The sequence below is a fragment of the Pedobacter xixiisoli genome (assembly GCF_900215335.1).
GTDB lineage: Bacteria > Bacteroidota > Bacteroidia > Sphingobacteriales > Sphingobacteriaceae > Pedobacter > Pedobacter xixiisoli.
Genome location: NZ_OCMT01000001.1, coordinates 1,192,672 through 1,205,962, shown reverse-complemented (window position 1 = coordinate 1,205,962; position 13,291 = coordinate 1,192,672). Strand labels below are relative to the sequence as shown.

Here is a 13,291-nt window from a genome sequence, read left to right as displayed (position 1 = left end):
TCGTCGAATTTAAATCCATCTCAATAAAATCATCTATTTATCATTTTATGCCAGTAATAATTGCCAATACACATCATAATCGCATAGTTTAGCGAGTCTCTCAACTAAATTATAAATGGATATAGATAAATCAAGTTTTTCGGACTTAAGGTTGTTGATTAACCATGAGAATGAAAAGACAGAACACAATGCGATCTACTCCCTTACTAATCAAAAAGGGATCATTTTGTATGCTAATGATAAATTCTGTGAAGTTTCGGGATATGCTAAGGAGGAGTTAATTGGCGCTAACCACAACATTGTTAATTCAGGATTACATTCTAAAGATTTTTTCAAAGAAATGTGGCGAAGTGTAGGCAAGGGGAATATTTGGCAGGGCGAAATAAGAAATAAAGCCAAAAATGGCAGTTTCTACTGGGTGGATACGGTCATTTTTCCAGTTTACGAATATCAGCAAAAACAGAAACAGTATTTTTCGATCAGAACTTTAATTAATGACAAGAAGCAGCTGAGCAAAGTAAAGTTCAACGCATAGAAGAACTACAATCGCTATTGTTTGATATCTCACATGGCCTTCGTCAACCAGTTACTCAGTTGATGGGAATGACAGAACTTTTGGCTCAAACTTCAGACTCGTTGCATAGTATTGCGCAAATTGTAGACTATATGAAAACTTCTACCGTAATGCTTGATAATTATACCAGAGAACTCACACAGCATATCGAGAACATAGCGAAGAAAGAAAAGTTGGCAAAGCAGTAATGGTCCGATTTACCACATAGAAACATAGATTTTTTTATTTACCTCAAATTGGCCCTCCTACATGTCTATGTAGTTAGAAGAATGTATATTACAGTTTCATATTTTTGCTACTTAGTATTTTTTGCTAAAAACCAGTATCTTAGCACCTTAATCATTTTCCTATATTTGATACCTATGAAATCTCATTTCTTTTTACGTTTTAATGGAATACTTTTGCTTGGCTGCCTATTTCTCTCGGCTTGTACTAAGTCGGAAAATGCTCCGAAACCAGATATGGGCTATAATTACTTCCCATTGAAAATTAACAGCGAGGTGGTATTTAACGTAGATTCTACTGTTTACAATAGTTTCAACAACTCTATAACAAATTATCAGTTTCAATTAAAAGATATCGTTACCAATAAGTTTACAGATGCACAAGGTAACGAAGCTTATCGAATCGAAAGATATAAGAAAACTGCTACCCTAGATTGGTTCTTTCAAAAGGTAATTACCCGAAAAATAAGCAACGCTAGAGCTGAGGAATTTATAGATAATAAAAGGTATGTGAGATTGGTGTTTCCTCCAAGTCTACAATCTACATGGAACGGGAATCTTTACAATGATTTGGGTGCATGGCAACACGAAGTTAAAGAATTAGATGCACCTTTAACTATTGGAAATCATCAACTTGATTCTACCATAACCATCCACCAATACAATGAAGTAAACTTGATTAGGGAAGATGTTTACGATGAAACTTACGCCAAGAATATTGGATTAGTTATTAAGGAGGTTAAAGCCGTAAATAAAAATATAAGTTCTGGCGTAATTACAGGAGGCTTTAAATATAAAATGCAGCTGGTTAGTTGGAAGTAAGAGATTAGGAAGCAAGGATCAAAGAATAAAGATCAAGGAGCGAAATAGCTAGTCCAAAGTCTAAAACTTCCGTCAAGTTAACCATTTACTTTTGGACTTGCCTGACTTCCTGTCTATCGACTATAATCAAATTTATCTTACTAAACACCTACCCTTATATTCATTTTTCTTCAAAAAAAACTCCATCAATTTTGATATTAGAGTATATTATAGTTTTATTTGCACAAAAACCTAGTTAATGGCAAAAAATTTATTGATAGTTGAGTCCCCCGCAAAAGCGAAAACCATAGAAGGATATCTTGGTAAAGATTTTTTAGTAAAATCTAGCTACGGTCATATTCGCGATTTGGTTAAGGGAGACATGGGAATTGATGTGGACAATGATTTTTCGCAAACTTATGAAGTACCTGCCGATAAGAAACAGATAGTAACAGAGTTGAAAAAATTAGCTAAGGGAGCCGAAACGGTATGGTTAGCATCCGATGAGGACCGCGAGGGAGAAGCCATTTCTTGGCACTTATTTGAAACTTTAGGCTTAAAGAAAGAAAATACCAAGCGTATTGTATTTCACGAAATTACCAAGCCAGCTATTTTAAAAGCAATTGAAACACCAAGAGGCATTGACTATAATTTAGTTTATGCGCAACAAGCTCGTAGGGTTTTAGACCGCTTGGTTGGTTTCGAGCTCTCTCCAGTACTTTGGAAAAAAGTAAAACCTTCTTTATCTGCTGGGCGTGTGCAATCAGTTGCGGTACGTTTAATTGTAGATAGAGAACGAGAAGTAATAAAATTTAATGCTACGGCTGCTTTTAAAATTACTGCTCAGTTTAATGCTGGCAAAGGAATTGTAAAGGCAGAACTACCACAACGTTTTGAAAAAGCTGAAGAGGCAGAAAAGTTTCTTCAGGATTGCATTGGAGCTAATTTCAAAGTAAATAACCTAGAAGTTAAACCAGCGAAGAGAAATCCAGCGGCGCCATTTACCACTTCTACCCTACAACAAGAAGCATCAAGAAAATTAGGTTACTCGGTTGCGAGAACCATGCAAATTGCACAGAGGCTGTACGAAAATGGTAAAATTACCTATATGCGTACCGACTCGGTAAACTTATCGGAAACTGCCGTTGCTGCTGCTGCTGCCGAAATTAAATCGGCTTATGGTAACCAATACCACCAACCAAGAGTTTATAAAACGAAATCTGCAGGTGCACAAGAGGCTCACGAGGCTATCCGTCCTACTTATTTTGATAGACATACTACCGACGGCGATAACGCTGAAAAAAGGCTGTACGAATTGATTTGGAAACGTGCCATTGCTTCTCAAATGAGTGAGGCGGTTTTCGAAAAAACAACTGTAGATATTGGCGTAAGTACCAGAAAAGAAATTTTCGGTGCAGAAGGAGAAGTATTAAAGTTTGATGGTTTCTTGAAAGTATACTTAGAATCTACAGATGATGAGGACGACGAGAACGAAAACAATTTGTTACCTCCTTTAGCTGTTGGTCAAGAATTGGCACTCAAAGAAATGCTGGCAACCGAACGTTTTTCTCGTCCACCAGCACGTTATACAGAAGCTAGTTTAGTTAAGAAACTGGAAGAATTAGGCATTGGCCGACCTTCTACTTATGCACCAACTATCTCTACCATACAAAATAGAGGCTACGTAGTTAAAGAAGATAGAGATGGTAAGAATAGAGATTTTCTTGCTTTTTCATTAGCTGACGGCAAAATCAACAGACAACAAAAATCAGAAATTACTGGTGCTGAAAAATCGAAACTCTTCCCTACCGATATTGGTGAAGTGGTTAATGATTTCTTGGTAGAACACTTTAAAGGAATCGTGGATTTCAATTTCACTGCGAAGGTGGAGAAGCAGTTTGATGAAATTGCACAGGGTTTACAGGAATGGACCAAGATGCTTCACTCCTTCTATAAACCTTTCCACAGTGAAGTAGAAAGCACCATAGAAAATGCAGATAGAGCTACAGGTGAACGCTTATTAGGCACAGACCCTGCAACTGGTAAAAACGTTTACACTAAAGTAGGTCGTTTTGGCCCGTTGGTTCAAATTGGAGAATTAAGTGATAATGAAGAAGAAAAACCTCGTTATGCTAGCTTAACTAAAGCTCAATCGGTTGGAACAATTACTTTAGAGCAAGCTTTAGATTTATTTAAACTTCCGTTCCAATTAGAGGATTATAAAGGCAAAGAAGTTTCGGTTGGGTTAGGTCGTTTTGGTCCTTATGTAAAATGGGGCGATACTTTTATCTCTATCCCTAAAAATTTAGATCCTTTAAGCATTGATCTAGATAAAGCTGCAATAATCATCGATGAGAAGATTAATGCAGATGCTCCAGTGGCACATTATGACAACTTGCCCGTAACTAAAGGCACTGGTCGTTTCGGTCCTTTCATTAAATGGAATGATTTGTTTATCAACGTACCAAAGGCTTACAACTTCGATAATCTTACTCAAAAAGATATTGATGAGTTAATTAGTAAAAAGATTGAGAAGGAAAATAACCGTTTCATCCAACAATGGCCAGAGCTTAAAATTGCGATTGAAAATGGTAGATGGGGACCTTTCATCCGTTTAGGCAAAGACATGCTTAAATTGGGTACAAATCCTACTACCAAACAAAAATATACTGCTGAAGAATTAGCTAGCATATCTTTGGATGAGGTTAAAGCTTTAATTGTTGCCCAAAAACCTGATGCTTTTGAAGCGAAGAAAAAAGCACCAGCCAAAAAGAAAGCACTAGCGAAGAAGAAATAATAGTTAAGACCAAAGAGTAAGGAACAAGGAATAAAGACTGAGACTGTCAATCTCTACGCTTTCATCCTTGTTCTTTGTTCTTTTATCCTTGCTCCAAATGAAAAAAGATTTACCCCAAAATATTGTAGAAGATGTAGCCATTGCGGTCGTTTTAATGAGCGAAACTCCAGAAGTAAAAAACTGGACAGTTTATCTCGTTAACTTGAAAAATGAGCCAATCACTAACGTATTGATTACATCTAAAGGATATGGCGAAAAAGATGGCAAACAGGTAAAGACATCTTTGTTAAGGCATTCTATAGGCGATGTTGCTGCACAGTCTTATGCGGGTGTAGAAGCTATCGATACTGAAGTTTTCGGTTTAACTAACGAGTATTGGTTAAGCTACTATATTGGCAATACGATTTACGACAAGAAATTTATCTTCCTTCCCGAAAGCATTGTTGATGTTAATTTGATTAGAATTCCTTTGGTAAACAAACCAGGGGTAATGATTAAATAGTCGCTATTATATTCGAAGAATATGGATTTTTTCTAAAGCGAATAACTATTCACTATTAGCGAAAAACAAAGCAATACTAGCGAATTTAAAAGTTGCCCAACAATTACCTTCTTTTTTCGTTACCTTCATATCTAAAGTCTTTTTAGCGTATGAATCAACAAATTTCTACAAAACGTCCAACTATTAAGGTAATAATAATTGGCGCTCTTGTCTTGCTTGCTATTGTTGCAGGTTATTTTTTGTTAAAAAAGAATAAAAAACAAGACCATACCCAATTCGCGAAATACATAGATGCTTATACTTCTGGCATTATATCTAAAAAGAGTTACATCAGAGTACATTTAGCAAATTCGGTAAGCAACACCACCGATTTAGGCGAAACCGAGCAAAAACTATTTGACTTCTCTCCTAGTATTAAAGGTAAAACCTATTGGGTTGATGCTCAAACTTTAGAGTTCCGTCCAGATGAGAATCTAGAGCCAGACCAAAAATATGAAGCGACGTTAGATTTAGCTAAGATAGTACCAGTTGACGAAAAGCTAGAAGAATTTGAGTTTGATTTCAAGGTCATTAAACCTGGTATTGCTTTTATTGAGAATGGTTTGGTTTCACAGAATAATACTTCATTGAATTTGATGAAGTTAACCGGAGAGGTTAGCACAGCCGATGCCGAAGATACGCAAAGTATTGAAAAAGTATTGTCGCTAAAATCACCTCAAAAGTTAAAAATTAAATGGAGTCACAATCCTCAAAAACAGACTTCTAGCTTTACCATAGATAGTATTAAGAAGACAAATGCTGATTTAACGTTAAAATGGGACGGTGATCCTATTAGCGCAGATGATGATAAAGGCGAAACAACACTTGAAATACCAGCAATTAACGTATTTAAAGTATTAGCTATAAAAGCAGTACAACAACAGGAAGACTATGTGCTTATTCAGTGTTCGGAGCCAGTTAGCGTAACACAAGATTTAGCAGGTTTAATCAGCATCGGTAGTTTAAGCGATTTAAGGTTTACCATCGACGGAAGTCAAATCAAAGTATATGCTCCAGATGCCTTAGAAGGTAATTACAATGTGATTATCAGTAACACTATTGCCAACATCAATGGTAAAAATTTAGAGTCTGCTAAAAGTGCCAACGTCATTTTTGAAAATAAGAAACCTGCGGTAACTATTGCTGGTGCTGGTACGATCCTACCCAATTCTGGGAAATTGGTTTTACCTTTTGAAGCAGTAAACCTAAAAGCAGTAGATGTAACCATCATCAAAATCTATCAAGATAATATTCCTCAGTTTTTTCAGGTTAATAACTATAAAGAAGGAAATGAGTTACGTAGAGTAGCAAAGCCGATTTTACAAAAGACAATTCATTTAAATGAAGATAAATCGTTAGACCTGCATAAGAAAAACCGATTTACATTAGACTTAGATAAGCTGATTAAAACTGAACCTGGTGCAATGTATCGAGTAAGTATCATGTTCAAGCAGTCTTACACTTTGTTTAATTGTGCACAATCAGCTAATACTGAAAATACAGAAGAAGGAGAAGAAAGCGAATACGGAGATTATAATTACGGCGAAAAAATAGACGAGGATGATGATTTCTGGAACAATTATCAAAACTACTACCCTCGTGGTTACCGCTGGAACGATCGTGAAGATCCTTGTACGCCATCGTACTATACCAGTGAAAGATGGGCGCATCGAAACCTACTTTCCTCTAATATCGGTTTAATTGCTAAAAGAGGAAACGATGAAAGTATGTTGGTCGTTGCTACCGATCTCTTATCGGCTAAGCCTTTAAGTGGTGTTAATATCGAATTGTTAGATTACCAAAAACAAGTGCTTACTACGGTAAAAACAGATGGTGATGGGATGGCAAGCTTTGCACTCAAACGAAAACCTTTCTTATTAGTCGCTAAAAATGGCAACGAACGTGGTTATTTAAAATTGGATGATGGTAATTCTTTACCACTTTCAAGGTTTGATGTAGGTGGTGAAGTGGTACAAAACGGTATCAAGGGTTTTATTTATGGAGAACGCGGCGTTTGGAGACCAGGCGATAGCATTTACCTATCGTTCATTTTGGAGGATAAACTAGGTAAACTTCCCGCAAACTATCCCGTTATTTTCGAGCTTTACAATCCTAAAGGACAATTGGTTAGAAAGCAAAGCAATACCAAACCTTTAAATGGTTTCTATACTTTTAAAACGGCTACCGAAAATACTGCGCCAACTGGCGGATGGCAGGCCAAGTTCAAAGCTGGAGGTGCTACTTTTAACAAAAGCCTAAAAATTGAAACTGTTACTCCCAACCGAATCAAGATAAATTTTGATTTGGGCGGTAAAAAGTACCTGGGTAATGGACGTGTATCTGCGGCTACCCTATCTGCTAAATGGTTGTTTGGCACGCCAGCACAAAATCTGAAAGCGAAAGTTGATATCAATCTTAGTAAAGGAGAAACTTCTTTCCCTAATTTTAAGGACTACTCGTTTGACAATCCAATTGTACAGTTTGATACGCAATTAAAAACGGTATTCGAAGGTACTTTAAATGAAGCCGGTGTAGCTACAGTAAACACCAACCTCAATGATAATATGGCTGCTCCAGGTATTTTGAGAGCAAACATTACGACTAAAGTATTTGAGCCAGGCGGTAATTTCAGTATTGATAATTTCAATATCCCCTACCATGTTTACGATAACTATTTCGGTATCAAGTCGCCACAAGGTGATAAAATGACTGGTATGTTAGTGACTGGAAAAGACCATCAAATAGATATTGTAAACGTGAATAGAGATGGTGTGCTGTTGAACACCAACAAAACGGTTACTGTAGCACTTTACAAAGTTCAATGGCGCTGGTGGTGGGAACAAAACAACCAAGAAAACTATGCAAATTTCACCCAAAATGAGTACAATAAACTCATCAGAACTGAGCAAGTAGAAATGGTGAGAGGAAAAGCAAACTGGAACTTAAGATTAGATGAGCCTGAATGGGGAAGATATTTGATCGTAGTTGGTAATGCTTACGGTGGCGGGCACTATGCTGCAAGAGAAGTGTATATTGATTGGCCAGGATGGGCACAACGTGAACAAGGTAGCAACCCTACCGAAGCCGCAATGTTATCGTTTACTGCTAATAAAGCTAAATATAACGTTGGCGATGAAGTGACATTGACCATTCCATCTCCAGAAAATGGAAGAGCTTTAATTTCCATAGAAAATGGTAGCAGAGTGGTGAAAACTTTTTGGACAGATACGAAAAAAGGTCAAACTCAATTTAGCTTTAAGGCTGAAAAAACAATGACGCCTAATGTATTTGCCAATGTAACTTTGTTGCAACCACATAGCCAAACGGTAAATGATATGCCCATTAGGATGTACGGTGCCATTCCTTTGAGTATCGAAAATCCCGAAACCATATTAAAACCTCAAATTGCTATAGCGAAAGAGCTTAGGCCCGAAACTGAAAGTAGTTTGTCCGTAAGTGAAGCTAATGGTAAAGCGATGACTTATACTATCGCGATTGTAGATGAAGGTTTGTTAGATCTTACTCGCTTTAAAACCCCTGACCCACATGCATCATTTTATGCCAGAGAAGGTTTGGGCGTTAAAACTTGGGATTTGTTTGACCAAGTACTTGGTGCTTGGGGTGGTAATTTGGAGAGGATTCTAAGTATTGGTGGTGATGGTGCAATCAATAAAAATATTAATCCAGCCAAGGCAAACCGATTTAAACCCGTAGTTAAATTTATGGGACCTTTCCAATTAGGTAAAGGAGAAAAGAAAACGCATAATTTTAAATTGCCGCAATACATTGGTTCTGTAAAAGTAATGGTAGTTGCCGGTAACGACGGTGCTTACGGACAGGCAGAAAAAGCAGTTGAAGTTAAAAAACCGATTATGTTATTGGCTTCTGTGCCTAGAGTTATCGGTCCTGGAGAAAGTTTTACCTTGCCTGTTAACGTTTTTGCTACCAATAATAACATCAAAAATGTTTCGGTAAGCTTACAGACTAGCAATCTTAAAATCAATATTACCAATAAACAGAATTTAACTTTCGCTAAAGCTGGCGACCAGTTAACCTACTTTAACGTTACTGCTCCAAACCAAACGGGTATAGCCAAGATTAAGATTATTGCGCAAAGCGGTTCAGAAAGAACAGTATCAGATGTAGAATTAGATATCAGGAATCCAAATCCGGTAGTGACTAATGTAATTTCTGCGGTGATACAGCCTAACCAATCATGGAGTGCTGATTATGCTGTTATTGGTACCGCTGGCACTAACAGTGGTAGTTTGGAAGTGTCTTCGATCCCTCCTATCAATTTGGAAAAGCGAATTTCTTATTTAATTCAATATCCACATGGATGTGTTGAGCAGACTACCTCAGGTATCTTCCCTCAATTGTATTTAGATAGACTTTCGGCGTTGAACGAACAGAAAAAAGCACAGATAGAGCGCAATGTTAAAGCGGGAATCAATAAACTGAAAGGTTTCCAAACTACTGATGGTGGTTTAGCTTATTGGCCAGGCAATTCAACTGCCGATGAATGGGGAACCAACTACGCTGGTCATTTCTTAATTGAAGCACAAGAAAGTGGTTATGCGCTGCCGGTAGGTTTATTTGATGGTTTGGTTCGCTACTTGAAGACCAAAGCCAATAACTGGACTCCAAATGCTAACAATTTCTATGGTGGAGATTTAAGTCAAGCTTATAGATTATATGTATTGGCTTTAGCTAAAAAACCAGAAATGGCAGCCATGAACAGGTTAAGAGCTTTCGAATATTTAACTGATGCTGCAAAATGGAGATTGGCTGCTGCTTATCAATTGGCGAGTCAAACAGGTGCTGCAAATAGCTTAACTAAAGGTTTGGCTACGCAGGTAGAAGCTTATCAGCAATTGGGTGGAACTTATGGCTCTGATTTGCGAGACCAAGCAATGATTATGGAAACGCTTACCTTAATGGGTCAGAAAAATAGAGCTATGCAATTGTTGAATAAAGTTGCAGCTAAATTAGGCGAAGATCAGTGGTACAGTACCCAAACAACAGCTTATAGCTTATTGGCTATCGCAAAATTCTGTGGAGAGCAAAAATCATCAAGAAAACTTAATTTCCAATATGCATTAGATGGCGCTAAAGGTTCTGTAAATAACAATCAGTATTACAGCTCTACTCCTATTAATTTTAAAGGAAATAAGGCAAGTATTACCAACAAAAGTAATGGGGTGCTTTTCGCAAGGCTGATTGTTCAAGGCCGTCCAGCAACCGGACAAAATGATTTCTTGCCAAATAATCCAGATTTGTTACAGATGGAAGTGAGTTACAAGAACATGAAAGGCCAAGTATTAAATCCAGCACAGTTGAAACAGGGACAAGATTTCTACGCAGAGGTGAGTGTGAAAAATACAGGTAGTCAAGGATTGTATGAGCAAATGGCTTTAACGCAAATTTTCCCGTCTGGTTGGGAAATTATCAATACCAGGTTACATGACAATGAAGGTGCGTTTGCCACATCAGCTTACGATTACCAAGACATTAGGGATGATAGAGTGCTTACTTATTTCAATCTAAGAGAAAATGAGACCAAAACCTTTAGAGTGCTGCTTAATGCTTCATATTTAGGCAAATTCTATTTGTCTAATGTGCAGTGCGAAGCGATGTACAATAATAACATCAGCGCAGCTAAGGCTGGATTTTGGGTAGAGGTAACTAAATAAGTTGTCAGTTATGAGTTATGGGATTAAATCTCATAACTTGTAACTTGCAATAGGTAAGCCAATTAAATTCTAGGCCAAATATTGGTGAATATAAAACGTACAAAACCTGCTGAAAATCTGATTAAAGTAATTATTTTTTCCATGTTTGCTTCTCCTTTGATGTATATCAAATCGAATTGAAAAATGTTACCTTAATCAATAAATATATAACCACGAAGACGCCAAGGTCACGAAGATTAAATACTTTGTGTTCCTAGTGTCTTTGTGGTTCAAATAAGAGATGAAAAAACAAATCAAAGCAATTATTTATGTCGATATAATATTTATAGCGCTACTTGCTTTCTTTTTATTTTCATTACCGAAACCTTTATTTCTTACGCCTACTTCTTACGTAATAGAGGCTAGCAATGGCGAATTATTGAGTGCCTCTATCGCCAAAGATGGGCAATGGCGTTTTCCAGTAGCTGATAGCATACCCGATAAATTCGCTAAATGTATCGTTACTTTTGAAGATAAACGCTTTTATCATCATTTCGGAGTTGATTTCATTGCAGTGGGCAGAGCCATTCGCCAAAACATAGAAGCGAAATCTGTAGCTAGTGGCGCCAGTACGCTAAGCATGCAGGTGATTAGATTATCGAGAAAAAAACAACGTACATTTTTCCAAAAAATAGCAGAAATGTGGCTGGCTGTAAGATTGGAAGTCGGTTATTCTAAAGATGAAATCTTAGCATTATATGCTGCTAATGCGCCATTTGGTAGTAATGTAGTTGGTTTAGAAGCAGCTAGCTGGCGATATTATGGTAGAGCTGCCGAACAGCTTTCATGGGGAGAAATGGCGACTTTAGCGGTACTGCCCAATACTCCTTCTTTAGTGCATCCTGGTAAAAATGCGACTAAGCTAATCATCAAAAGAAACAACTTGCTAGATAAGTTGGTAGACGAGAAAATTATAGATAGAGCTACAGCACAACTTTCAAAAGCGGAACCTATCCCTACCGCTCCGCTCCCGTTACCACAACATGCACCACATTTGCTGAACAGGTTTAAGGATGAAATGAAATCTTTAAATATTGCTACAACCAGAATAACTTCTACTATCGATGAACATTTGCAACAAGAACTAAATCAAGTTACAGCACAATACCATCAGAAATTTGCAGCCAACGGCATCAACAATTTAGCTGCTTTGGTTATCAATGTGAAAAATGGAAGCGTAGTTGGTTATGTGGGTAATTGTTATTTGCCTAAGCAGAAGGATATGGAAAGTCATGTGGATATGATTAGAGCTAGGCGAAGTCCTGGAAGTACCTTAAAGCCTCTATTGTATGCAAGTATGTTGAATGATGGCTTTATTTTACCTCAAACTTTAATCCCAGATGTGCCAACACAAATTGGCGGCTATTCACCTATGAACTTCGATTTGGGTTATGACGGCGCCATTCCGGCGGATAGAGCTTTAAGTCGTTCGTTGAATATTCCAGCGGTAAAAATGCTGCAGCAATATAAGTATGAACGTTTTTACGATAAGCTGAAGAAATTCAATTTCAGCACCTTAAATAAACCTGCTGATCATTATGGATTATCGTTAATTTTAGGAGGTAGCGAAGTAACCATGTGGGATTTAAGTAATGCTTACTTGGGCATGGCTAGAACGCTAAATCATTATAACGACTATCAAGGTAAGTATAACAATGCTGATTACACTTCTGCTTATTACGTAAAAGATGCAAAAGACCCTGAAGATATCATAGATCCTACTTCGCTCCTAGACCATGGCACCATTTGGTCTACCTTTAATGCGATGGAAGAAGTGATGCGTCCTGGGGATGAGGGTTTATGGCAGCAATTTTCTTCGTCGCAGCGTATAGCTTGGAAAACTGGTACAAGCTTTGGCTTTAGAGATGCTTGGTCGGTAGGCTTGACGCCTAATTATGTAGTTTGCGTTTGGGTTGGCAATGCCGATGGAGAAGGTAGGCCAGGCTTAACAGGCATTGAAGCTGCAGCACCGCTAATGTTCGATATATTTAGGTTATTGCCATCATCAAAATGGTTTGAAATGCCGAAGACAAAGCTGAAGCGAATAGCAGTTTGCAAACAAAGTGGTTACAAAGCCTCCTCTATTTGTGAAACTAAAGTGGTGCAATGGGTTCCGCCAAGTGGCGAAAAAACAGCTTTATGTCCCTACCATAAGCTGATTCATTTGGATGCAAGTGCAAATTATCAGGTAACTAATCAATGCTACAGTGTCACTCAAATGAAGCATCAAGGTTGGTTTATCCTACTACCAACTATGGAATATTATTACAAAACTAAAAATGCGGAATATCGGGTGTTACCACCTTTTATGGATGGGTGCCAAAATGAAAGTGCCTCTGTAATGGAAATGATTTACCCTAAACCCAACGCTTCTGTTTATATTCCGTTAGAAATTGATGGCAATAGAGGAAAGGTAGTTTTTAACGTGGCCCATCGAAATAATAATGCAACTATCCATTGGCATATTGACGAAGAGTACGTAGGTACTACAAAAAGTTATCATCAAATTGCTTTAAGCCCAAAACCAGGTAAACATGTATTGACTTTAACCGACCAAAACGGAGAGCGTTTAGTACAAAGTTTCACAGTGTTGGATAAGGAGAAAGAGAAGTAGCGAATAAA

7 protein-coding genes are annotated in these 13,291 nt (G+C 37.5%); all 7 read left to right on the top strand.

Annotation, left to right across the window (positions count from 1 at the left end):
* Nucleotides 1-115: 115 nt before the first annotated feature.
* The 7 genes from CRO54_RS04645 (at nucleotide 116) to pbpC (ending at nucleotide 13,283) form a co-directional block, all read left to right on the top strand.
* Nucleotides 116-535, top strand: coding sequence for a PAS domain-containing protein (locus CRO54_RS04645; RefSeq protein WP_097129209.1), 420 nt, complete (start codon nucleotides 116-118; stop codon nucleotides 533-535).
* Between the two features lie 17 nt (nucleotides 536-552).
* The gene (locus CRO54_RS21110; protein ID WP_205943949.1) at nucleotides 553-762 is read left to right on the top strand and encodes a histidine kinase dimerization/phospho-acceptor domain-containing protein; all 210 of its coding nucleotides are present in this window, start codon (nucleotides 553-555) and stop codon (nucleotides 760-762) included.
* Nucleotides 763-936: 174 nt separating this feature from the next.
* Nucleotides 937-1,620: a hypothetical protein gene (locus CRO54_RS04640; RefSeq protein ID WP_097129207.1), complete on the top strand. Its 684-nt coding sequence runs from the start codon at nucleotides 937-939 to the stop codon at nucleotides 1,618-1,620.
* Nucleotides 1,621-1,858: 238 nt separating this feature from the next.
* A complete protein-coding gene (gene topA / locus CRO54_RS04635) occupies nucleotides 1,859-4,396 on the top strand; it encodes a type I DNA topoisomerase (protein WP_097129204.1) in 2,538 nt (845 codons plus the stop codon).
* Nucleotides 4,397-4,493: 97 nt separating this feature from the next.
* Nucleotides 4,494-4,898, top strand: coding sequence for a hypothetical protein (locus CRO54_RS04630; protein ID WP_097129202.1), 405 nt, complete (start codon nucleotides 4,494-4,496; stop codon nucleotides 4,896-4,898).
* Nucleotides 4,899-5,047: 149 nt separating this feature from the next.
* Complete coding sequence (locus CRO54_RS04625) at nucleotides 5,048-10,630, top strand: alpha-2-macroglobulin family protein (RefSeq protein WP_097129200.1); 5,583 nt, start codon at nucleotides 5,048-5,050, stop codon at nucleotides 10,628-10,630.
* A gap of 280 nt (nucleotides 10,631-10,910) precedes the next feature.
* Nucleotides 10,911-13,283: a penicillin-binding protein 1C gene (pbpC, locus tag CRO54_RS04620; RefSeq protein ID WP_097129198.1), complete on the top strand. Its 2,373-nt coding sequence runs from the start codon at nucleotides 10,911-10,913 to the stop codon at nucleotides 13,281-13,283.
* Nucleotides 13,284-13,291 lie beyond the last annotated feature (8 nt).